At 67.3% G+C, this 21,250-nt stretch carries 20 protein-coding genes; 9 read left to right on the top strand and 11 right to left on the bottom strand.

Annotation, left to right across the window (positions count from 1 at the left end; genetic code table 11):
• Positions 1-55: 55 nt before the first annotated feature.
• Both CAL19_RS18140 and CAL19_RS18135 read right to left on the bottom strand, forming a co-directional pair.
• A complete protein-coding gene (locus tag CAL19_RS18140) occupies positions 56-964 on the bottom strand; it encodes a DMT family transporter (protein WP_094797601.1) in 909 nt (302 codons plus the stop codon).
• 11 nt (positions 965-975) lie between these two features.
• Positions 976-1,716, bottom strand: coding sequence for an IclR family transcriptional regulator (locus CAL19_RS18135; protein ID WP_026639546.1), 741 nt, complete (start codon positions 1,714-1,716; stop codon positions 976-978).
• 95 nt (positions 1,717-1,811) lie between these two features.
• Here CAL19_RS18135 and CAL19_RS18130 point away from each other — a divergent pair, with 95 nt between their 5' ends.
• Genes CAL19_RS18130 through CAL19_RS18105 form a run of 6 tightly spaced genes read left to right on the top strand, consistent with a single transcriptional unit; the run spans position 1,812 to position 7,967 of the window.
• Positions 1,812-2,561, top strand: coding sequence for an enoyl-CoA hydratase/isomerase family protein (locus tag CAL19_RS18130; RefSeq protein WP_051423748.1), 750 nt, complete (start codon positions 1,812-1,814; stop codon positions 2,559-2,561).
• Positions 2,562-2,563: 2 nt separating this feature from the next.
• Positions 2,564-3,541, top strand: a complete 978-nt coding sequence (locus CAL19_RS18125; RefSeq protein WP_026639547.1) for a tripartite tricarboxylate transporter substrate binding protein — start codon at positions 2,564-2,566, stop codon at positions 3,539-3,541.
• 8 nt (positions 3,542-3,549) lie between these two features.
• Positions 3,550-4,752, top strand: a complete 1,203-nt coding sequence (locus CAL19_RS18120; RefSeq protein WP_026639548.1) for a CaiB/BaiF CoA transferase family protein — start codon at positions 3,550-3,552, stop codon at positions 4,750-4,752.
• Positions 4,749-6,188 carry a CoA transferase gene (locus tag CAL19_RS18115; protein WP_026639549.1) on the top strand — a complete coding sequence of 480 codons (1,440 nt, stop codon included), beginning with the start codon at positions 4,749-4,751 and terminating at the stop codon, positions 6,186-6,188. Before CAL19_RS18120 ends, CAL19_RS18115 begins: the two co-directional genes overlap by 4 nt.
• A 17-nt stretch (positions 6,189-6,205) precedes the next feature.
• Positions 6,206-7,042, top strand: a complete 837-nt coding sequence (locus CAL19_RS18110; RefSeq protein WP_094797600.1) for a citryl-CoA lyase — start codon at positions 6,206-6,208, stop codon at positions 7,040-7,042.
• Positions 7,043-7,046: 4 nt separating this feature from the next.
• Positions 7,047-7,967, top strand: coding sequence for an SMP-30/gluconolactonase/LRE family protein (locus CAL19_RS18105; protein ID WP_094797599.1), 921 nt, complete (start codon positions 7,047-7,049; stop codon positions 7,965-7,967).
• Between the two features lie 21 nt (positions 7,968-7,988).
• On the opposite strand, the gene CAL19_RS18100 is transcribed toward CAL19_RS18105, so the two are convergent.
• From CAL19_RS18100 to nadA, 7 genes are all read right to left on the bottom strand, one after another.
• Positions 7,989-8,792, bottom strand: coding sequence for an AzlC family ABC transporter permease (locus CAL19_RS18100; RefSeq protein ID WP_094797598.1), 804 nt, complete (start codon positions 8,790-8,792; stop codon positions 7,989-7,991).
• Entirely contained in the window at positions 8,789-9,088 is a 300-nt protein-coding gene (locus CAL19_RS18095; RefSeq protein WP_026639553.1) for an AzlD family protein, read from the bottom strand. Before CAL19_RS18095 ends, CAL19_RS18100 begins: the two co-directional genes overlap by 4 nt.
• A 57-nt stretch (positions 9,089-9,145) precedes the next feature.
• Positions 9,146-10,162, bottom strand: a complete 1,017-nt coding sequence (locus CAL19_RS18090; protein WP_026639554.1) for a histone deacetylase family protein — start codon at positions 10,160-10,162, stop codon at positions 9,146-9,148.
• Positions 10,163-10,306: 144 nt separating this feature from the next.
• Positions 10,307-10,990 (bottom strand): nitroreductase family protein, encoded by a 684-nt coding sequence (locus CAL19_RS18085; protein ID WP_026639555.1) that lies wholly within the window; start codon positions 10,988-10,990, stop codon positions 10,307-10,309.
• Positions 10,987-11,415 carry a PaaI family thioesterase gene (locus CAL19_RS18080; protein ID WP_231494567.1) on the bottom strand — a complete coding sequence of 143 codons (429 nt, stop codon included), beginning with the start codon at positions 11,413-11,415 and terminating at the stop codon, positions 10,987-10,989. The genes CAL19_RS18085 and CAL19_RS18080 overlap by 4 nt, the downstream gene beginning before the upstream one ends.
• A gap of 182 nt (positions 11,416-11,597) precedes the next feature.
• Complete coding sequence (gene nadB, locus CAL19_RS18075; protein WP_094797597.1) at positions 11,598-13,235, bottom strand: L-aspartate oxidase; 1,638 nt, start codon at positions 13,233-13,235, stop codon at positions 11,598-11,600.
• Positions 13,236-13,247: 12 nt separating this feature from the next.
• The gene (nadA, locus tag CAL19_RS18070) at positions 13,248-14,396 is read right to left on the bottom strand and encodes a quinolinate synthase NadA (RefSeq protein WP_026639556.1); all 1,149 of its coding nucleotides are present in this window, start codon (positions 14,394-14,396) and stop codon (positions 13,248-13,250) included.
• A 740-nt stretch (positions 14,397-15,136) separates the two neighbouring features.
• Here nadA and CAL19_RS18065 point away from each other — a divergent pair.
• Positions 15,137-15,883: an ABC transporter substrate-binding protein gene (locus CAL19_RS18065; protein ID WP_026639557.1), complete on the top strand. Its 747-nt coding sequence runs from the start codon at positions 15,137-15,139 to the stop codon at positions 15,881-15,883.
• Positions 15,884-15,929: 46 nt separating this feature from the next.
• Positions 15,930-16,868, top strand: coding sequence for a 2-hydroxyacid dehydrogenase (locus tag CAL19_RS18060; RefSeq protein ID WP_094797595.1), 939 nt, complete (start codon positions 15,930-15,932; stop codon positions 16,866-16,868).
• Positions 16,869-16,917: 49 nt separating this feature from the next.
• Here the strand turns inward: CAL19_RS18060 and CAL19_RS18055 are convergent, their stop codons facing one another.
• Positions 16,918-19,101, bottom strand: coding sequence for a malate synthase G (locus tag CAL19_RS18055; protein WP_026639559.1), 2,184 nt, complete (start codon positions 19,099-19,101; stop codon positions 16,918-16,920).
• 219 nt (positions 19,102-19,320) lie between these two features.
• Here CAL19_RS18055 and glcC point away from each other — a divergent pair, with 219 nt between their 5' ends.
• On the top strand, positions 19,321-20,085 hold the full coding sequence (gene glcC, locus CAL19_RS18050) for a transcriptional regulator GlcC (RefSeq protein WP_026639560.1): 765 nt from the start codon (positions 19,321-19,323) through the stop codon (positions 20,083-20,085).
• A 22-nt stretch (positions 20,086-20,107) separates the two neighbouring features.
• Here the strand turns inward: glcC and CAL19_RS18045 are convergent, their stop codons facing one another.
• Positions 20,108-21,211, bottom strand: a complete 1,104-nt coding sequence (locus CAL19_RS18045; protein WP_094797594.1) for a saccharopine dehydrogenase family protein — start codon at positions 21,209-21,211, stop codon at positions 20,108-20,110.
• Positions 21,212-21,250 lie beyond the last annotated feature (39 nt).

The following is a 21,250-nucleotide window of genomic DNA, read 5'->3' as shown; positions in this document are numbered from 1 at the left end:
CCCCGTGGCCGCCAGGCCCATCGAAGCCCGCTTTCCTGTGGAAGCGGGCTTTGTTTTACGCGCGCTTCGGGCGCCCGCCAGGGCTTTGCCGCGGCCTTCGTGACGCCCGCCACGCGATATACACCCCGCTGCCGGCGATAAGCAGCGCACCCAGGCAATCGGACCAGTCGGGCGTATCGCGCCAAACCAGCCAGCCCAATAGCGAGGCCCACAGCAACGCGGTGTAGTCGAACGGCGCGACCACCGACGCGGGCCCGATGCGAAAGCCCTGGGTCAGGAAGGTAAGGCCCAGCGTGCTGAACAATGCGATGCCCGCAAAGTAGGGCAGGTGGTCCGCCTGCGGGGGCGTCCAGAACCAGGGCACCGCCACCGCGCTGCAAACAAGCTGCCCGGCCACAATGTAGAACGTGGTGGTGAGCATTCTCTCGGCCTGGCCGATGGCCCGGGCGGTAAGCATCATGCAGGCATACAGCACGGCGGTGGCCAGCGGATAAAGCGCCGCGGGCTGGAAGCTGCTGGCGCCCGGGCGCACGATGACCAGCACGCCCGCGAAGCCTATGCCTACGGCCAGCCAGCGGCGTCCGTCGACTTTTTCTTTGAGCACGAGCACCGAAAGCGCGGTCACGAACAGGGGCGCGGCGAACGCGATGGCCGTGTTCTCGGCCAGCGGCAGTGCGCGCAGCCCCATGTAGAAGAAGCACGCCGAGATGATATTGAGGGCGCCGCGCAGCAGGTGCAGCGTGAGGTGGCGCGTGCGCAGCGCCGGCCGGCCGCCCAGCGCCACGACCAGCGCCAGCACGAACGGAAAGGCAATGGCCGCGCGCAGGAACAGGATCTGCAAGGGGCTGTAGTACTGCCCTATCCATTTCGCGAGCGCGTCGCTGATCGTAAGGAACAGCACGCCTGCCAGCACGCAGGCAATGCCGGCCAGCGGGGTGGTGCGCGAGGAGAAAGCCTGTGCCATGCCTGCCTGCGCTAGACCATGCCGGACGGCGCCGGCGGAAACACGCCGCCCAGGCGGGTGGTGAGTTCGCGCGCGGCGTGCAGCACGGGTTGCGCAAAGGCGGGGTTCAGCCGTTCGGCCGGCATGGTCAGCGTGATGGTGCCGGCCAGGTTTCCGCCGGCATTGAACACGGGCGCCGCCACCCCTGCCACTTCGGCAACGCGGTCGCCCGCGAGTATGGCGACCTGCTGCTGGCGTATGCGCGCATAGATGTCACCCGGTTCGCCTTCGTAGGCCAGCATTACCCGGCCGCCGGCGCCCTGTTCCAGCGGCAGCAGGTCGCCCACGCGGATGTGATCGCGCACCGGCCGGGGCGAGTCCACGCGATGCAGACACAGGCGCTTGCGGCCCTGGCGGATATAGAACGCCGCGCTTTCCTGGGTTTGGTCGACCAGCTCGCGCAGTACCGGCATGACGAGCGGCTCCAGCGAAAACGTGGCCGCGTATATGGCGTGCAGGCGGGCGATTTCCGGCCCCAGGGCGTAGCGCCCGTCGGGCTGGCGGAGCACCACGTGCGCGTGTTCCAGCGATGACAGCATGCGCAGCACGGTGCTTTTGGGAATGCGCGTGCGCGTGGCGAAATCGGCCAGTGTGGGCCGCGGCAGGTCGGTGGAAAACACTGCCAGCACAGACAGGGCGCGGTCGAGCGTCGCGACGCCGCCGGCGGCGGCGTTCAGGTCGGCAACGGACGGAATGGAAGGTCGGCGGGGCATGCGTACAACGACTCGTATAGGAAGGGTGAAGTGTAGATTGACACCACGGGGCGGTGCGCCATAATATAAAGATAGAATATCGTTCTATCTTAGCAATGCAGTCGTCAATCAACAACCTGCGCATCACCCGACACGAAGGCTGGGCGATGGTCGAGCTGAACCGGCCGGCCAGGCGCAATGCGCTGGATCGCGAAACCCGCCATCACCTGGCCATGGCGCTGCGCGCCCTGGCGGGCCAGGCGCGGGCGATCGTGCTGACGGGCACGGGCAGCGCGTTTTGCGCGGGGCTGGACCTGAAGGAGCGCGCCGCTGCGCCCGACGACGATGCCCACGCCGCCGAATGGCTCGAACTGATCGAGTCTGTGCGCCGGCACCCGGCCGTGTTCATCGCCGCTGTGAATGGGGCGGCGCTGGGGGCGGGCGTCACGCTGGTGAACGCCTGCGATCTGGCGATCGCCAGCGAAGACGCGGTGTTCGGCTGTCCGGAACTGGCGGCGGGAGCTTACGCCAGCGCGTCGGGCCCTACGACCCAGCTGTCGGGCGTGTCGCGCAAACGCTCGGCCTGGCTGCTGCTGACGACAGAACGGCTTTCGGCGCATACCTTCGAACGCTGGGGCCTGCTTAACGAGGTTGTCGCGCCGGGCCGCCTGCTGCCGCGCGCAACGGAGCTGGCCGCCCGCATCGCGGCCTACGAGCCGGCCGCGCTTACCGCGGTCAAGCGCGCGCTTGATCACATTCCGGCTGTCACCAGCCACTGGCGCGAGGCCATCGAATATGGCCAGCGCATCAATGCCGAGTTACGGCGCCCACAGAAGCAATATTGCATCCCCACACAGGAGACCTGATCATGACAATTTCTACAACCCGCCGGGCGCTGATCGCGCTGATGACCGCGGCAGTGGTGGCGCCCGCCGCGGCCCAGACTTCGTACCCGAACAAGCCGGTGACCATCGTGGTGCCCTTTTCCGTAGGCGGCAGCACCGACCTGGTGGCCCGCCTGATCGGCGACCAGCTCGGCAACGCGCTGGGGCAGCCGGCAATCGTCACGAACCGCACAGGCGGTGGCGGCATCGTGGGCTGGAGCAATGTGGCCCGCGCGCAGCCCGATGGCTACACGGTGCTGACCACCGAGATGTCATTTGCGATCGCGCCGGGCCTGGTACCCAAGCTGCCCTTTGACGCCAAGAAAGACTTCTCGCACATCACGACGGCCGTGCAAGTGCCCCACGTGCTGGTGGTGAACCCCGACGTGCCGGCCAAGACGGTGCAGGAACTTATCGACCTGGCCAAGCAGAAGCCGGGCGGGCTCTTCTACGGTTCGGGCGGCAATGGCACCAACACCCACCTGGCCGCAGAGCTGTTCAAGGACGCGGCCGGCAACCTGGATATCGTGCACGTACCTTACAAGGGCGCGGGCGCGGTGCTGGCCGACCTGATGGGCGGGCAGGTGCAAATGCTGATTACGTCGCTGCCCACGGCCTTGCCTCACATCCAGTCGGGCAAGCTGCGCGCGCTGATGATCGCGGGCGACAAGCGCAGCGCTGCGCTGCCCGACGTTCCCAGCGCGCCCGAGGTCGGCCTGCCGCGTATGGACATCAAGTTCTGGATCGGCTTTGCCGCGCCCGCCGGCACGCCCCAGGACGCCATCCAAAAACTGAACGAGGCCATCACCGCCACGCTGCGCCTGCCGGCCACGCAGGAACGCGTTGGCCAGATGGGGCTGGAGTCCATTGGCAACACGCCCGCCGAGGCGACCGCGCTGGTTGACGCCGAGATGGCCCGCTGGGCCGACGTCGTGAAGCAACGCGGCATCAAAGTGGACTGACAGAGACTATGGCATATCGACCCTTGCAGGGTGTGCGCGTCCTGGACCTGACCAATGTGCTGGCCGGCCCGTTCGCCTGCCACCAGCTCGCCCACCTGGGCGCGGAAGTCATCAAGGTCGAGGCGCGCGGCACGGGCGACCTGGCCCGCCAGCTGGGCGCCGATCCCGAGCTCAACCGGCGGGGCATGGGCGCATCGTTCCTGGCGCAGAACGCAGGCAAGCGTTCTATCACCATCGACCTGAAGCACCCGCAAGGCAAGGCGGTGTTCCGCCGTCTGGTGCAGGGCGCGCAGGTGGTTGTCGAGAACTTCCGGCCCGGCGTCATGCAGCGCCTGGGCCTGGGGTTCGACGCGCTGCTGGCCGACAACCCCGGGCTGATCTACTGCGCGATCTCGGGGTTCGGGCAGGACGGGCCGCTGCGCGACCTGCCTGCCTACGACCAGATCGTGCAAGGGATGTCCGGCGCGATGAGCATTACCGGCAGCGCCGAATCCGCGCCGCTGCGCGTGGGTTATCCGGTTGCCGACACCATAGGCGGCATGACGGCCGCCTACGCGATTGCCGCCGCGCTGGCCGATCGCGGGCGCACCCGGGGCTGCATGATCGATATATCCATGCTGGAGTCGATCCTGGCGACCATGGGCTGGGCCGTGTCGAATTACCTGGTAGCCGGCCGGCAGGCGCAACCCATGGGCAACGAGAACATGACCGCCAGCCCGTCGGGCACGTTCCAGACGGGCGATGGACTGCTCAACATTGCGGCCAACCGGCAGTCTCAGTTCGAGGCGCTGTGCCGCGTGGTCGGCCGGCCCGACCTTGTCGAAGACCCGCGCTTTGCAGAGCGCGAAGCGCGGCTGCGGCATCGCTTCGAGCTCAAGGCCGAAATCGAGCGGGCATTGCAGGCGAAAAGCGCGGAGCAATGGTGGCCGCTGCTGACCGCGGCCAGCGTGCCGGCCGGGCCGGTGTATACCGTGCCGCAGGCGTTGCAGCATCCGCAGATTGCCGGGCGCGGCATGGTTGCCACTTTCAAGGACGCGCCCGGCGTCGATCGAGACATCAGTGTGCTGCGCACGGGCATCAAACTCGACGGCGAGCCGCCGGCGGTGGATGCGCCTCCGCCGGTGCTGGGCCAGCATACTGAAGCCATCCTGGCGGAAATCGGGTTTACTGCACAAGAGATCCAGACACTGAAAGCGGAGCAAGCCGTATGACCAGCCATGCACCCGGCAAGCGGGCGGCCTTTGCCGAATTGATGCAGGTTCGCAACCTGGAAGAGATCGACCCCGCCGAGGTAACGATATCCGGCGAGGATCCGTTCTACAGCACTCCGTACCGCGTAGGCGAAGCCGTGGCCGCGAGTATCGCTGCCGTGGGTGTTGCCGCCAACGACATCTGGCAATTGCGCACCGGACGGCGCCAGAAACTGGACATCGACGTGCGCGCTGCGGCGGCCACCTTGCGAACCGTGGATTACACACGCGCCCGCCAGCCGGACGGCAGCTTTGCCACGGTGCCCATCCCCGATGCGATGGCCCACATGCTGCGGGTAACGCAGCCGTGGCCGGCGCGCGACGGGCGCTGGTTCCTGCCCCACCTGAACCTGCCGCACCTGTCTGAACGGGTGCTGGGTGTGCTGCAATGTGAAAGCACGCCCGAAGCCGTGAGCGCCGCGGTGGGCCGCTGGGACGCGGACGCGCTGGAAGACGCCATTGCCGAGGCCCGCGCCTGCGGCGGCAAGATCCGCACCGAAGAAGAATGGCTGGCCCATCCGCAGGGCCAATACCTGGCTGGCCGCCCCGTGGTCGAAATTGAACGGGTGGCCGACTCGGCGCCGGAACCCTTTGTGGCAGGGCCCCGCCCGCTGCATGGGGTGCGCGTGCTCGACCTGACGCGCATTCTTGCCGGCCCGGTGGCTGGCCGCACGCTGGCCGAACATGGCGCCGACGTTCTGATGGCGACGGCGCCGCATCTGCCGCAGACGCCCGAACACGTGCGCGACACCAGCCACGGCAAGCGCAGCTGCTTTCTTGATCTGCGCAATTCTGCCGACGCGCAGGCCATGCGCGCCCTGGTGCGCGATGCCGATGTGTTCATCGACGGCTATCGCCCGGGCCGCCTGGGCAGCTTGGGGTTCGACGCCGATGAACTGCTGCATGCGCGCCCCGGCCTGATACACCTGTCGGTAAGCTGCTTCGGATCGGGAGGCCCCTGGGCCGGCCGCGCCGGTTGGGAACAGGTCGCCCAGGCGGTGACGGGCGTGTGCCATCGCAACGGCTTGCTGACCAACGACGGCAAGCCCAAGCTGGTGTTTGCGCCGCTGTGCGACTACACAACCGGCTATCTGGGCGCCCTGGGCGTGATGCTCGCATTGGCGCGCCGGGCTCGCGAGGGCGGCAGCTACCGGGTGCATGTTTCGCTGTGCCAGTCGGCCATGTTCGCGCAGCGCCAGGGGCTGGTCGACCGCTTTGACCACGCGCCGCAGCGGCTCGACGCGCAAGCGCTCGAGGCATACTCGGTAGAGTCCGATACCTGCTACGGCGTGCTCAGGACGCTGGGGCCTGTGCTGCGCATGTCCGACACGGCGCCGCGCTGGGCGCTGCCCACGCCCAGGCTGGGCGGCGATGCGCCCGCCTGGCTGCCCCGTTGATTGCAACGAGACGACTCATGACTTCATCCGCAACTGATCCGCAACAACTGGCGCAAGACTGGTGGCGCACGTCCATCATCGACATGCAGCCCGGCGTCATCCGCTATCGCGGCTACGCCATCGAAGACCTGATCGGCAAGGTCGGGCTTGCCGAAATGATCTGGCTGATGACGCGCGGGGATCTTCCCAGCCGGCATCAGGGCAGGCTGCTCGAAGCGGCGCTGATGTCGGCCGTGGATCACGGGCCGCAGGCTCCCAGCATCGCTATCGCGCGCATGGCGGCGACCTGTGGCGTGGGCATCAACAGCGCCATGGCGTCGGCGGTCAATGTGCTGGGCGATATACACGGGGGCGCGGGCGAACAGGCGCTGGCGCTGTACCAGGATGCCCTGGCGCGTGCGGAATCGGGCATACCGCAGGCACAGGCCATCGAGACTGCGGTGGACGCCTATATCGATGAGCATGGCAAGACGATCCCGGGCTTCGGCCACCGGTTTCACCCGGTGGACCCACGCGCCAAGCCGCTGCTGGCCCTGGTGGACGAGGCGGCGCGCGCCAATGAAGTCAGCGGCCGTTACGCGGCCGTTGCGCGCGGCATTGAAGACCTGCTGCGTGCGCGCAAGGGCAAGGCCATTCCCATGAACATCGACGGGGCCACCGCCGTGATCTATGGCGAGCTGGGCTTTCCCGCGCCGCTGGCGCGCGGGCTGTTCTGCCTGTCGCGTTCGGTGGGCGTGCTGGCGCACGCATGGGAACAGACCGAACAAGGCGGGCGCATCAAGGGCCCGATGCCGCGGCAGTTCCTGCCGACCTACGAGGGGCACCCTGCACGGCCCGTGCCGTCCGCGGAGTAAACGTATGTGGAATCTTTCTTTTGAACCGCCGCAGCGCGTGGATGCCACCGTGCTGGCCGCCCTGCCCGATGCCCTGCGCCTGCGCCGCGCCAGTGAATGGGCGGCCGCCAACAAGCCGGGCCAGACGGTTGACAGCTTCCTGGAGGGCCCCGCGTTCGACCGCGCGGGCAATCTGTACCTGACCGACATCGTGCACGGGCGCATTTTCCGGTTGGCGCCGCACGGCCAGTGGCATACCGTGGCCGAAACCGGCGGGTGGCCCAATGGCATCGCCATCGACCGCACCGGCGACCTGTGGGTGGCTGACTACCGGCGCGGGCTGCTGCGCGTGTCGCCCCACAGCGGCGATGTCGAAGTGGTGCTGGGACACCGCAATTCCGAGAGTTTCAAGGGCCTGAACGACCTGCACTTCGACGGGCAGGGAAACCTGTACTTCACCGACCAGGGCCAGACCGGCCTGCATGATGCGAGCGGCCGCGTGTACCGGCTGCGCGCGTCGGGCCAGCTGGACCTGCTGCTGTCCAACGGGCCCAGTCCGAACGGCATTGCGCTGGACCCGTCCGGCCACGTGCTGTATGTGGCCATGACCCGTGCCAACGCGGTGTGGCGCGCGCCGGTATTGGCCGACGGGTCCCTGTCGAAAGTGGGGGCGTTTCGCACCTTCTTCGGAACGAGCGGGCCGGACGGGCTGGCGGTAGATCAGGACGGCCGCCTGGTGGTGGCGCACGCCAGCCTGGGCGGCGCTTTCGTGCTGAATCCGCGCGGCGAGGTCACGCATTTTGTGCGCAGCCCCGCCGGCGGCACGGTGACCAACGTCGCGTTCAGGCCGGGCACGTCCACACTGGTGATGACCGAGTCGCAAACCGGTACGGTGCTTACTGCCACCCTGCCGGCCGCGGGCGCGCCGCTCTGGTCACACGCCTAGCGGCAGCGCGCCTGCGCCGCGTCAGGGTTGCGGCGCAGGGGTTTTCGGCGCCAGAACCAGCGCGGCCAGAATGCCGGTGACGGCGCCTACCGGCACATACCAGGCGCCAGGCAGCAGCTTGCAGGCCAGCGCAGCCGCAACCAGGCTGGCCAGCCAAGGCAGAGCGCGCCGCGCGCCGCGCCACATGCCGCGCAGCATCACCAGAAACACCGCGGGAAACGCCATATCCAGCCCGTATGTCTCGGGCGGGCCCAGCAGCGGCCCCACAATGGCGCCCAGGGTGGTGCAGGCGATCCAGGCAACATAGAAGACCAGCGCCGAGCCCATATAAAAGGCCAGGCTGAACGCGGGTGCGATGCCCAGGCTGGCGCGCTGGCGGATATCGGCCATGGAAATCGCCCAGCCGGCGTCGGTCATGAAGAACAGCGCCGGCAGCACCTTGCGCTTGGGCAGGTGCCGCAAGAAGGGCGACATCGCGGCGCTCATGACCAGCATGCGGCTGTTGACCAGGAACGTCACCGCCATGATCAACAGCACGTGCGGAGGCGACGACCACAGGCCCAGCGCGGCGAACTCGGAACCGCCGGCGAAGTTCAAGCCTGTCATGAGCGGCACTTCGACGGGCGTCAGGCCGGTGCGCGCCGCCTGCGCGCCCAGCACCAGCCCGAATGGAATCACGCCGAACAGCACCGGCAGGCTGGCCGTTGCGCCGGCACAGCAACGTTCCCAGGCGCTGCCCTGCAAGGCGCGCAGGGTGTCCTGGGCGTGAGACGCCTGGGGGGCGTTTGCCTGGGTGTTCCCCTGTGGATGGGGGCCGGGCTTCATGCCAGCACGTGCCGCAACAGCGCCGCGCTGCCCACGCCGATGAGCACGGTGGGCAGCAGCGACAGGCGAGTGGCGGCCAGCACGGTGCACGCCAGCGCGATCAGGTCGGTGGGCCGGTCGGACACGAAGGCCGGCGCGATGACCGAGATCAGTACGCAGCCCGGTGCGGCTTCCAGCACGGCCATGGCCCGCGGGCCCAGACTGCGGTTGCGCAGCAGGATGTACCCGCCGATGCGGGTCAGGTATGTCACGGCGGCCATCATCAGAATGGCCAGCAGATTGGCGGGATCGACCATTTGTGGGGCAGTCAGTACGCCGTGCCAGGGTGACGGCGCTTCACCATGCGTGCCGGGCTACCCGCGCAACCCCGCGAAAAAGGCTTCGGCGTTTTCTTGCAGGCCTTCGATGTAATAACCGCCTTCCTGTACCACCAGCACCGGCACACCCAGGCTGGCCACGGCCTTGCCCAGGCGTTCGAAGCCCGGGCTGCTGACGGCGACCTTGGCCTGCGGGTCGCGCTCGAAAATGTCGAAGCCCAGCGCCAGCACCACGACGTCGGGCGCGAACACCTGGATGGCGTCGATGGCGATGGCCAGCTTGTCGAAAAACACGGATTCGGGGGAACCGTGCGGCATGGGCAGGTTGAGGTTGTAGCCAAAGCCCGGCCCGGCGCCCTTTTCGTTGTCGTACCCGGTGACGACGGGATAGAAATTCTCGGGGTCGCCGTGGATGGACACGTAGTAAATGTCGTCGCGTTCGTAGAAGATTTCCTGGATGCCCTGCCCGTGATGCATGTCGGTGTCCAGCACCACGACGCGGCCGTATTTGCCGCGCAGCCGCTGGGCGGCGATGGCGCTGTTGTTCAGGTAGCAGAACCCGCCGGCCGCGTCGCGCCGTGCGTGGTGGCCGGGCGGGCGGCACAGCGCATAGGCGTGCCGATCGCCCGCCAGCAGGGCGTCGGCCCCCGCCACCGCGGATTGCGCCGACCAATATGCCGAATGCCATGTGGACGGCCCCACCGGGCAGCTGCCGTCGGCCAGGTAGCGCGCGGCCTTGGCCAGCACGCCGCGCAAGGCGTTGGGTTCGCGCACGAATACGTTGGACACGACCTCGTTGCCCCAGTCTTCGGGCAGTTGCTTCCATTCGCCATGGGCGGTCTTGAGAAACTGCAGATAATCGAGCGCGTGCACCGCGGTCAGGGGCGCCATGCCCGCGTCGGGCGGCTGGCGCAGGTCGAAGCCCAGTTGTTTTACCGCGCCCACCAGGGCGCTTGCGCGGTCGGGCACTTCCTGGGGCGTGCGCATCATGCCGCGCGAGAAGTAGGTTTGGGGATGGTGCAGGGCCTGGTCGGGGTGGTAGTAGGCTTTCATGGTCGTCCGTATATGCGGGGGCGGCGCCTGGAACAACAAAGGGCCGAGCTGCATTGTGGAACACAACGCGCAAGGGCCAAAGTACCACTTTGACGCGCGCACTGCGTACCGCTTGCCGCGGGTACGCAGTGCGCGCCCGGCCTGCTAGTCGCCGTGGAAGACGGCGAATTCGTCCACGGGCACGCGGGTGGTGCGGTACTGGTTGGCGGGCTCGTCCGGGTCCTGGTAACCGATGGCAATGCCGCACGCCACGATCTGGTTGTCGGGAATCCGCAGGTGCTGCTTGACGATGTCGGGATAGTTCGCCAGCGCCGCCTGCGGGCACGTATCCAGACCGCAGCCGCGCGCCATGATCATGATGTTCTGCAGGAACATGCCGTAGTCGAGCCAGCTGCCCTTGTCCAGGTCGTTGTCGATGGTAAACAGCAACACGCACGGCGCGCCAAAGAATTCGTAGTTGCGCCCGTGCTGGCGGGCCGAGGCTTCGCGGTCGCCCTTCTGGATGCCCAGCAGGCTGTACAGGCCCCAGCCGGTTTCGCGGCGGCGGTCCAGGTAGGGGCTGCGCCAGTTCACGGGGTAATACTGGTATTCGCGCCGTTCGCGTTCGCCGCGTTCGTGAGTCTGCAGCAGGGCGCGGGACAGCGCGTCGCGCGTGGCGCCGGTGACCACATGCACTTTCCAGGGCTGGATATTGCTGCCGCTGGGTGCGCGCGCGGCCGCCTGCAAAATGCGGCGGATCAGCGCCTGGGGAACCGGCTTGGGCAGAAAGCCGCGCACGCTCTGGCGCGATACGATGGCCTGTTCGACGATATGCGACGTGTCGCTCATGCAGCAGTCTCCGTTTCGGGGGCGGCGGCCAGCAATTTGGGGCTGCCGTATTTGAATGATCCTTGCGCCGAGGCCAGCACGCGCCCGTCGGGGGTGCACACTTCGGCGCGTGCGAAATAGATCTTGCGGCCGCGGCCGATGACGTTGCCGGTGGCGATCACGCGGCCCGACGTGACCGAGCCGACGAAGTTGATCGCCAGCGATATCGTCACGGCGTTGCCCTGGCTGTCGTCGGCCTGCGGCACGATGCCCGAGTAGCCGCAGGCGGCGTCCAGCAGCGAACACACCACGCCGCCCTGCAGCGCGCCCTGGCGGTTCAGGTGCTGGGGGCGCAGGTCCATGCTCAACACGATCTGGCCGTCTCCCCAGCTTTCGATAACGGCGCCCAGCGAATGCAGAAACGGGTTGTGTTCGAAACCGGTCATGATATTCATTGAGGTAGCAAGTAATTGCCAGATCATACCTGTGCGCGCGGCCGACCATGCCGCGCAAAGGCTGGTGTCTGACTCCGCCAGGTGTCAGACACTCTGTCCGCACGCCCGACCATGCCGCGTAATGACGGGTGTCTGACTCCGCCAGGTGTCAGACACCAACCCGCCAACCGGGACTATGCCGCTTCGGGCTGCGAAGTTTCGGGCAAGCCGTGCGCCTGGCCGGCGTGGTCGTGCAGGGGGTGCGGATGGCGCAGGATGCTGGGGCGGGCGTCGGGCAGGGCTTGCGGCCAATCCTGGTTGTAGTGGGCGCCGCGGCTTTCCGGCCGGGCGGCGGCCGCCTGCACGATCAGCGCGGCCACTTGCAGCAGATTGCGCAGTTCCAGCAGTTCGCCGCTGACGCCGTCGTGCGTCCACCACTGTTGCGCTTCGGCCTGCCATTGCGCGATGCGCCGCGCGGCCCGGGCCAGGCCGGCGTTGGCGCGCACGATGCCGGCATCGTCACGCATGAGCTCGCGCAACGCCTGCCGGCGTGCCGCCAGTAAAGGATGCGCGCACGCAACCGCGCGCGCCCCGGACACGGGCGCGACCGGCGCCCATGCGTGTGCGGGGGGCGCCTGCAGCATGGCACGCGCCGCGGCGCGCCCCATCACCACGCATTCCAGCAGCGAATTGCTGGCCAGGCGATTGGCTCCATGCAGGCCCGTGCAGGCCGTTTCGCCGATTGCGTACAGGCCCGGCAGGTCGGTGCGGCCGGCGGTGTCGGTCAGCACGCCCCCGCAGGTGTAGTGCGCGGCCGGCGCCACGGGAATGGGGCCGGCAGCCATGTCCAGCCCCAGCTTCGCGCAGTGTGCATGGATCGTGGGAAAGTGTTCCAACAGAAATGCGCGGGGCTGGTGGCTGATATCCAGGTACACGCAATCAAGACCATGCCGCTTCATTTCGGTGTCGATGGCTCGCGCCACGACATCGCGCGGCGCGAGCTCTGCGCGCGCATCATGGGCCGGCATGAAGCGTGTGCCATCGGGCAGCAGCAACCGCCCTCCCTCGCCGCGCACCGCCTCGGAAATCAGAAAAGTATCGCCTTCAGGGTGGTACAGGGCCGTGGGGTGGAACTGGATGAATTCCAGGTTGGCGACCCGGCAACCGGCGCGCCAGGCCATGGCGATGCCGTCGCCGGTGGCCGCTGCCGGCGCGGTGGCGTGGGCGTACACCCGGCCCGCCCCGCCGGTGGCCAGCACCACGTGCGAGGCGGCCAGCGTCTCGATGCGGCCGCGGTCCTCATCGAACACGTGCAGGCCGTTGCAGCGCGCCCCCGGGGTGCCGGCGGGGCCGCTGATTGCCAGGTCGATGGCGTAATGCCGGGGCAGGAAGGTAATGTTCGGATGTTGCCGTGCCTGGCTGGCCAGCGCGGCCACCATGGCCCGGCCCGTGGCGTCGGCAGCGTGCACAATGCGGCGGCGGCCATGTCCGCCCTCGCGCGTCAAGTGCAGCGCCGGCGGCTTGCCGTCTGCCTGCGTAAACGCCACACCCTGCGCTTGCAGCCATTCAATGGCGCGCCGCGCGTCGGCGGCGATGCGGCGGGTGGCCTGGGGGTCGCACAGCCCGCCGCCCGCTTCCAGCGTATCGCGCACGTGTTCGTCCACACTGTCATCGGGGCCTAGCGCCGCGGCGATGCCGCCCTGGGCGCGATGACTGGCGCTGTGTTCGGCGCCGCCCTTGGCCAGTATGGCCACGCGGCGATGTGCCGCGAGCTCCAGCGCGGCGGTCAGGCCGGCCAGCCCGCAGCCGGCGATAAGCACGTCGTATTTCATCGGGCGTCTCGTTCAGGCGGGCCCGACGTGCTGGTACAGCGCCATGTCGCGGGCCAAGTCGCCGCTGGCGCGCACGCGCTGCCTGCGCGCGTCGGCAAACGCCAGCATGCGGTCGATGGGGCGCCGGGCGCGCTGGCCCAGCGCGGGGTCCAGCGTGATCTCGTTGTCGCCATGCTCCAGCACGCGGACCAGCCCGGCCAGTTCGTTCATGGCCATCCAGGGGCAATGCGCGCAGCTTTTGCAGGTGGCGCTGTTGCCCGCGGTGGGCGCCGCGATGAATGACTTGCCCGGCGCCGCGGCGCGCATCTTGTGCAGAATGCCCTGGTCGGTGGCCACGATGAAATGGCTGGCGTCCAGTTTGCGCGCCGCGTCGATCAGTTGCGTGGTGGAGCCCACTACGTCGGCCTGGGCGAGTACGGCCTGCGGCGATTCCGGGTGCGCCAGCACGCGCGCGTGCGGATGTTCGGCGCGCAGCAATTCCAGCTCGGTGCCCTTGAATTCGTCGTGCACAATGCAGGCGCCTTGCCACAACAACATGTCGGCGCCGGTCTGCCGCTGCACATAGCTGCCCAGGTGCCGGTCGGGCGCCCACAGGATGCGTTCGCCGCGTGCGTGCAGGTCGGCGATGACGTCCAGCGCGATCGACGAGGTCACCACCCAGTCGGCGCGGGCCTTTACCGCCGCGCTGGTGTTGGCATACACCACGACGGTACGGTCGGGATGCGCATCGCACCATGCGCTGAAATCTTCGGCCGGGCATCCCAGGTCCAGCGAACAAGTGGCCTGCAGGTCGGGCATCAGCACGCGCTTGTGCGGGCTGAGGATTTTCGCCGTTTCGCCCATGAAGCGCACGCCGGCCACGACCAGTGTGTCGGCGGGATGGTCGCGGCCAAAGCGGGCCATTTCGAGTGAATCGCCCACACAGCCGCCGGTGGCTTCGGCGAGTTCCTGCACGTCGGCGTCCACGTAGTAATGCGCCACCAGCACTGCGCCCCGGCTCTGCAGCAGTTCGCGTATGCGGCCCATGGTCTCGGCCTTGTGGGCGGGCGGCAGAGGTTCGGGCACCCGCGCCCATGCCCGGCCCGTCGTGGCCGGACACTGCGCGGCGGTCGTCGGCGCGGGAAGGTCGAACTCAACCGGCCGAAGGGCGGGCGTATCCATTGCTAAGTCTCCTGCTGCGTGAGCGCGATTATGCTCAGTAAGAGCATTTTGTTGGCAAAAAAAGAGGCGTGGGTATTTATGCTACGTCTGAGCATAATTTGATGTCAAGACCCGCCGAACGCGGCAGTGTCTGCGGCCCAAAGGCGTCTCTTCGGGTGGAGGGTGGGGTGGCGCCTTGTGGTGTCTGACACCCTTTGGGAGTCAGACACCTGGGGGAATTTCTTCGGGTGGGGGGTGTGGGTGGAGCCGTTGGTGTCTGACACCCTTTGGGAGTCAGACACCTGGGGAATTTCTTCGGGTGGGGGTGTGGGTGGCGCCGTTGGTGTCTGACACCCTTTGGGAGTCAGACACCTGGGGAATTTCTTCGGGTGGGGGTGTGGGTGGCGCCGTTGGTGTCTGACACCCGTTGGGAGTCAGACACCTGTGGGAACTTCTTCGGGTGAAGGGCGTGGGCAACGCCGTTGGTGTCTGACACCCTTTGGGTGTCAGACACCTGGGAGATCGCTTCGGGTGGCGGGCGGGCGACGCCTGGCGCTTACCTGGCATACACCTGGCGCTTTCGGCGCCTGAACAATCCGGCCCGCTGTTCGATGTGCAGCCCCGGGCGGGTTCCTACGGGTGTTTCGCGGCGGTGCGCGATGGTCAAATAGCTTGCATGGGGTGCTTGCCCCATGCGCGTGTCTTTCTTCGTTCACCCACGGCGACGAGCCACTTACTGGAGCACGATGATGATTCGAAGCATGAAACTTGCCTTGGCCGCCGCGGCGGTTTCTCTGGCCGCCGCGGTTACGCCCGCCACGGCGCAGACGGTGATGAAGGTGGGCACCGAAACCAATGGCGTGCCGTTTTCATTCCTGGATCCCGCTACCCAGCAGATGCAAGGCTTCATGGTCGATCTGATCCAAGCCGTGGGCAAGCATGCCGGCTTTACCCCGGCAGTCGAGCCGATGGAGTTTTCTGCGCTGATCTCGTCGCTGACTTCCAGGAAAATCGACATCATCGCGTCGGCCATGTACATCACCGACAAGCGCAGGCAGGTAATCGACTTCACCAAACCCGTGTACACCTATGGCGAAGGCATGATCGTGCCTTCCACAGACAAGACCGACTACACGTCGTACCAGGCCTTCAAAGACCGCGTGGTGGGTGCGCAGGTGGGCACGGTGTACGTGGACGCGTTAAAGAGCGCCGGCATTTTCAAGGAGATCAAGGTCTACGACACCATTCCGGACATCATGCGCGACGTCAATGCCGGGCGCATCGAGGCGGGCATTGCCGATTACCCCACGCTTTCCTACTATCTGGGCCAGGGGCAGTTTCCGCGTTCCCGGCTGGTACAGAGCTACAAGGCCTCGTTGCCGGGTTCGATCGGGCTGGGCCTGCGGCAGGGCGAAGACGCGCTCAAGCAGAAACTGCAGGCCGCGCTGGACGAGCTCAAGCGCAGTGGCGAGCTCGATGCGCTGCTCAAGAAATGGAAGCTGGTGTAAGCCTCGCCACGCGCGCGGCATGAATTGAACAAGGAAACCCATTCGCATGCGGCTGGTCATCAAATCGGGGGGGCCGCAGGCCCTGCCCGAATGGCGCGAGCATTTCGCCGAATTTGCTCCCGGGTTGCAGGTCTGTGGCCAGCATGAGCCCCTGGACGATCCTTCCGAGGTGGGCTATGCGCTGGTGTGGGAACCCGACCCGGGCTGGCTGGCGTCGCTTTCCGGCTTGAAGCTCATCATCAGTTCCGGCGCGGGCGTGGACCATATCCTGGCCGACCCGCGACGCCCCGAGCACGTGCCCATTGCCCGCCTGGTCATGCAGGAAACCGCCGACGAAATGAGCGAATTCGTGCTGGCTGCCGCCCTGGCGATCACCAAGGAATTCAAGCGCTACACGAACGACCAGGCCATCTGCCGTTGGGATACGCCCGAAGTGCCGCGCATGATGCGCGACATGCGCGTGGGCGTCATGGGCCTGGGCGCCTTGGGGGCGGCCACCGCCACCCTGCTGGCGCGTACGGGCTTTCCCACCGCGGGTTGGTCGCGCTCGGTGGCCGGCTTGCCCGGGGTCGAGAGCTATGCCGGCGCGCAGCAGTTGCCGGAGTTCCTGGCGCGCACCGATATCCTGGTGTGCCTGCTTCCTGGCACCGAAGTCACGCGCGGCATTCTGTGCGCCGAGACATTCGCGCAGTTGCCGCGCGGCGCGGCCCTGATCAACGTGGGACGCGGATCGCATATGGTGGAAGGCGATGTGATCGACGCGCTGGACAGCGGGCAACTGTCGCAGGCGGTGCTGGACGTCTTCGACACCGAGCCCCTGCCGGCAGGCTCGCCGCTGTGGCGGCATCCGGGTGTGCTGATTACCCCGCATTGCGCGGCCACGCCCACGCGCCGCGAGCGCGCCCGCTATGTTGCAGAGCTGATCCGCCGCTGCGAAGCGGGCGAGCCGCTGCCCAATTTATACGACCCTGCCAAAGGCTACTGAAGCCCCGGCGGGGGCGTCCCTGCACCACAGGGCGCCCCGCGGGGCGGCGTCAGCCGGCGGCTTGCAGGCGCGCCTTGCAGGCCTGACGGTACTTGTGCAGCAGCGGCTCGGTGTAGCCGTTGGGCTGGGCCAGCCCTTCGAACACCAGGGCGCAGGCGGCTTGGTAAGCGATCGACGTGTCGAAGTGCCCAGCCATTGGTTGGTACAGCGGGTCGGCGGCGTTCTGTGCATCCACCACCTTGGCCATGCGCTCGAAGGTGTCCTGCACCTGTTCGCGCGTGACGATGCCATGGTGCAGCCAGTTGGCAATGTGCTGGCTGGAAATGCGCAGCGTCGCGCGATCTTCCATCAAGCCCACGTTATTGATGTCTGGCACCTTGGAGCAACCCACGCCCTGATCGATCCAGCGCACGACGTAGCCCAGGATGCCCTGCGCGTTGTTGTCGAGTTCATTGCGGATGTCGTCGGGGCTCCAGTCGGCCGGGTTGCCCACCGGCACGGTCAGCAGGCCGTCGAGCAGTTCGTCGCGCACGCTGGCGAGCGAGGTGCGTTCGAGCTCTTGCTGGACGGCCTGCACATCGACCTGGTGGTAGTGCAGCGCATGCAGCGTGGCCGCGGTGGGCGAAGGCACCCACGCCGTGTTGGCACCCGCCTTGGGGTGCGCGATTTTCTGTTCGAGCATCGCCGCCATGAGGTCGGGCATCGCCCACATGCCCTTGCCGATCTGTGCGCGGCCGCGCAGCCCGCAGTCGAGCCCCACCAGCACGTTGCTGCGCTCGTAGGCGGCGATCCAGGCGCTGGATTTCATGTCGCCTTTGCGCATCATGGGGCCGGCCTGCATGGTGGTGTGCATTTCATCGCCCGTGCGGTCGAGGAACCCGGTGTTGATGAAAGCCACGCGCCCGGCGGCCGCATGGATGCAGGCTTTCAGGTTGACGCTGGTGCGCCGCTCTTCGTCCATGATGCCCATTTTCACGGTATGGCGAGGCAGGCCCAGCAGGTCTTCGACGCGGTCGAAGAGTTCGTTGGCAAAGGCCGCTTCGGCGGGGCCGTGCATCTTGGGCTTGACGATATAGATCGATCCCGTGCGCGAATTGCGGCGGCTGGCGCGGTCGGGCAGGGCGGCCAGCGTGGTCACCACCGCATCCAGGATGCCTTCCGGAATTTCGTGCCCGTCGGCGTCGAGCACGGCGGGGTTGGTCATCAGGTGGCCCACATTGCGCACGAACATCAGCGAGCGGCCGTGCAGCGTCAGCGTGCCGCCGTCGGGCTGCCGGTATTCCCGGTCGGGGTTCAGGCGGCGCGTGAAAGTCTGCCCGCCCTTGGTGACTTGTTCGGCAAGGTCGCCCTTCATCAGGCCCAGCCAGTTGCGGTACACCTGCACTTTGTCTTCGGCATCGACGGCGGCCACCGAGTCTTCGCAGTCCATGATGGTGGTCAGCGCGGCCTCGACCACGACGTCTTTGACGCCCGCCGCGTCGGTGGCGCCTATGGCGTGAACGCGGTCGATCTGGATCTCGATGTGCAGGCCGTGGTGTTTGAGCAGGATGGCCGCAGGCGCTTGTGCGTCGCCCTGGTAGCCGGCGAACTGCGTGGCATCTGCCAGGCCGGTCGTGCCCTGCTCCAGGTCGACGGCCAATTGCCCGTTGGCGACGCGATAGCCTGTGGCCTGGGCGTGCGAACCCTGCGCCAGCGGCGCGGCCTGGTCCAGGAAGGCGCGCGCCCGCGCAATGACGGCCTGGCCGCGCGCGGGGTGATAGCCGCGCCCGGTATCGCCCGGGGTGGGCGCGATGGCGTCGGTGCCGTACAGAGCATCGTACAGGCTGCCCCAGCGCGCGTTCGCGGCGTTGAGCGCATAGCGCGCATTCGATACCGGCACGACCAGCTGCGGGCCCGCCTGCTCGGCGATTTCGGCGTCGACGTTGTCTGTTTGTACCTTTACCGTTTCGGGCTGGGGCTGCAGGTAGCCCACCTTTTCGAGAAAGGCGCGGTAGGCGCGCAGGTCGCGCACCGGCCCGGGGTTGGCGCGATGCCAATCGTCGAGCTCTTGCTGCAGCCGGTCGCGTTCGGCCAGCAGCGCACGGTTGCGCGGGGCCAGGTCACGCACCAGCGCGGCAAAGCCCGACCAGAACTGCCGGCTGTCGATGCCGCTGGCCGGCAGGGCTTCTTCTTCGATAAAGCGATGAAGCGCGGCCGCCACTTGCAGGCCGTCTTGCTGAATACGTTCGGTCATTGGGAATCTCGGATACAAAAAACGGGGCCGGCACTGCCGGAACAGCGAACCCACATGATCGGTGCAGGGCGCGCCAATGTCCAGATCCCAGGCCACTGGTCATACCAGTTTATTCAGGCCCGATTTGCGTCGATGGCGGATTTTATGGTTCTATTTCCGTTAATTGACGAACATTAGCCGGAATGCGCTGGGTTGCCAGCGTCTGGTCATACCAGTTTCATGTCTACCGACACCACCCCCCGCGGGCGACAGGTGGCCGACGTGGTCGCCGAACAGATCGAACGCCTGATCATGGACGGCGTGCTCAAGGCCGGCCAGCCGCTGCCGTCCGAGCGGCGCCTTACCGAAAAGCTCGGCGCATCGCGCACCGCGCTGCGCGAGGGCCTGAAGCTGCTGCGCGCGCGCGGCCTTATTCGCACCGAGCAGGGCAAGGGTTCGTTCGTGGCGCCCATCTCGCAAGTGGACGCGGGCCCGCTGGTGCACCTGTTTCATTCGCAGCCGCGCACGCTTTACGACCTGCTCGAGGTGCGCGCCTTGCTGGAAGGCGAATCGGCGCGCCTGGCGGCCATACGCGGCACCGAGGCCGATTTCATCATGATCCGCCGCCGCTACGAGGCCATGGTGGCCGCGCATGAGCACGACACCGACAGCGCTACGCATGCGCACCTGGATCACGCTTTCCACTTGGCGGTCTGCGAAGCGTCGCACAACCCGGTGCTGACGCACACGCTGCAGTCGCTGACGGACTTGATGCTGGGATCGGTATTCGCCTGCGTCAACAACCTGTATCACCGCGATCCGCACCGTGGTCAGATCGAACGTCAGCATGCCGCTGTGTTCGAAGCCGTGGTGGCGCGCCTGCCGGAGCAGGCGCATCGCGCCGCGACCGAGCACGTCAATAGCGTCCGGCAGAGCCTGCTCGACATCGAGCAGGAAGAACAGCGGCTGGTGCGGGCCACGCTGCGCCTGGAAGGCTGGGCCTAGCCGCGCCCGCCGCGGCCGGCCCTCAGGCAGGCACCGCGTCGGCCTGCCGGGCCGCATAGATGCTGCCGTGCCGGTTGGCCAGCAAGGCCGCCAGGGCAATGTTTTCCTGGCCGACGAAACCCCGCTGCGGCAGCGCCTGTTCTGCCACGAGATCCAGCGCGGCGCAGATGCCCGCCGCAGTGGCGCGCTGTATGGCGCTTAGCGAATGGCCGTCGACGTCGCCGGCATAAATGTGCGTGGTGTACGACTGCTGCAGCAGTTGCCCGTGCCGCATGCCGGATGCCGAGGCCAGAATCACAATGACATCCTGTTCGGTGGCGGGTACGGCGTTTTCCAGGATCTCCCGCAGCAAGTCGCGCCGGTCGCGCAGGCGCAGGTCGTTGAGCAGCAGCTTCATGATGGCGCAGTGACCCGGGTAGCGCACCGATTTGTAGTCGATGTTGCGCGCCTTGCCCGCCCAGGTCTGCGGTAGCGTGCCCAGGCCGCCCGACGTGTTGAACGCCTCGTACTCGATGCCGTCGAGCGTGAATGTCTCGTAGCCTTCCAGCGGTGCGACGTGGGCGAGTTGGCCATCGACCAACGCCACGCAAGGGTTGCAGTACTCATTGATCAACCCTTCGGTGCTCCAGGTCAGGTTGTAGCGCAGCGCGTTGGTGGGATAGCGCGGCAGCGCGCCCACGCGCATGCGCAGGTCGAGCAGCGTATCGAAGCGCCTTGCCAGGTCGTTGCCGACCACGCCTATGAAGCCGGGCGCCAGCCCGCATTGCGGCATCAGCACGCTGCGGGCGTCCGCTCCAAGTTCGCGGATCGCATCGGTGCTGGCCACGTCTTCCGTCAGGTCGAAATAATGTACGCCCAGCCGCGCGCACAGGCGGGCCACGGCCACGGCGCGGTGGAACGGCAGCGCGTTCAGCACGGCATAGCGCCCGGCCACGGCGTCTTGCAGGGCCGCGTCATCGCGCACATGCAGCGTCTGGCAACCCAGCGCCGCCACGGGGGCGAGCCGCTCGCTATCCTGGTCGGCCACGCTTACGACGTAGTCGCCCGTACGCTGCAAAAGCAGGGCGATGGCGAATCCGATCTTGCCTGCGCCCAGGATGGTGACGGGTAGCGGCGATAACGACATGGCGGGCTCCTCGAGGTTGCTATGGTCTGATGCTACCTT

It is taken from the genome of Bordetella genomosp. 7 (assembly GCF_002261265.1).
Lineage (GTDB): Bacteria > Pseudomonadota > Gammaproteobacteria > Burkholderiales > Burkholderiaceae_B > Bordetella_A.
Note: the sequence above shows the minus strand (reverse complement) of the source record. Positions and strands in the feature narration are given on the sequence as shown.

Coding starts and splice junctions, on each gene's coding strand:
- glcC (WP_026639560.1), top strand. CDS start 19,321: ATGTCTACCGACACCACCCCCCGCGGGCGACAGGTGGCCGACGTGGTC.
- CAL19_RS18065 (WP_026639557.1), top strand. CDS start 15,137: ATGAAACTTGCCTTGGCCGCCGCGGCGGTTTCTCTGGCCGCCGCGGTT.
- CAL19_RS18115 (WP_026639549.1), top strand. CDS start 4,749: ATGACCAGCCATGCACCCGGCAAGCGGGCGGCCTTTGCCGAATTGATG.
- CAL19_RS18130 (WP_051423748.1), top strand. CDS start 1,812: ATGCAGTCGTCAATCAACAACCTGCGCATCACCCGACACGAAGGCTGG.
- CAL19_RS18100 (WP_094797598.1), bottom strand. CDS start 8,792: ATGAAGCCCGGCCCCCATCCACAGGGGAACACCCAGGCAAACGCCCCC.
- CAL19_RS18085 (WP_026639555.1), bottom strand. CDS start 10,990: ATGAGCGACACGTCGCATATCGTCGAACAGGCCATCGTATCGCGCCAG.
- CAL19_RS18120 (WP_026639548.1), top strand. CDS start 3,550: ATGGCATATCGACCCTTGCAGGGTGTGCGCGTCCTGGACCTGACCAAT.
- CAL19_RS18080 (WP_231494567.1), bottom strand. CDS start 11,415: ATGACCGGTTTCGAACACAACCCGTTTCTGCATTCGCTGGGCGCCGTT.
- CAL19_RS18055 (WP_026639559.1), bottom strand. CDS start 19,101: ATGACCGAACGTATTCAGCAAGACGGCCTGCAAGTGGCGGCCGCGCTT.
- CAL19_RS18045 (WP_094797594.1), bottom strand. CDS start 21,211: ATGTCGTTATCGCCGCTACCCGTCACCATCCTGGGCGCAGGCAAGATC.
- nadB (WP_094797597.1), bottom strand. CDS start 13,235: ATGAAATACGACGTGCTTATCGCCGGCTGCGGGCTGGCCGGCCTGACC.
- CAL19_RS18140 (WP_094797601.1), bottom strand. CDS start 964: ATGGCACAGGCTTTCTCCTCGCGCACCACCCCGCTGGCCGGCATTGCC.
- CAL19_RS18135 (WP_026639546.1), bottom strand. CDS start 1,716: ATGCCCCGCCGACCTTCCATTCCGTCCGTTGCCGACCTGAACGCCGCC.
- CAL19_RS18110 (WP_094797600.1), top strand. CDS start 6,206: ATGACTTCATCCGCAACTGATCCGCAACAACTGGCGCAAGACTGGTGG.
- CAL19_RS18125 (WP_026639547.1), top strand. CDS start 2,564: ATGACAATTTCTACAACCCGCCGGGCGCTGATCGCGCTGATGACCGCG.
- CAL19_RS18090 (WP_026639554.1), bottom strand. CDS start 10,162: ATGAAAGCCTACTACCACCCCGACCAGGCCCTGCACCATCCCCAAACC.
- CAL19_RS18105 (WP_094797599.1), top strand. CDS start 7,047: ATGTGGAATCTTTCTTTTGAACCGCCGCAGCGCGTGGATGCCACCGTG.
- nadA (WP_026639556.1), bottom strand. CDS start 14,396: ATGGATACGCCCGCCCTTCGGCCGGTTGAGTTCGACCTTCCCGCGCCG.
- CAL19_RS18060 (WP_094797595.1), top strand. CDS start 15,930: ATGCGGCTGGTCATCAAATCGGGGGGGCCGCAGGCCCTGCCCGAATGG.
- CAL19_RS18095 (WP_026639553.1), bottom strand. CDS start 9,088: ATGGTCGATCCCGCCAATCTGCTGGCCATTCTGATGATGGCCGCCGTG.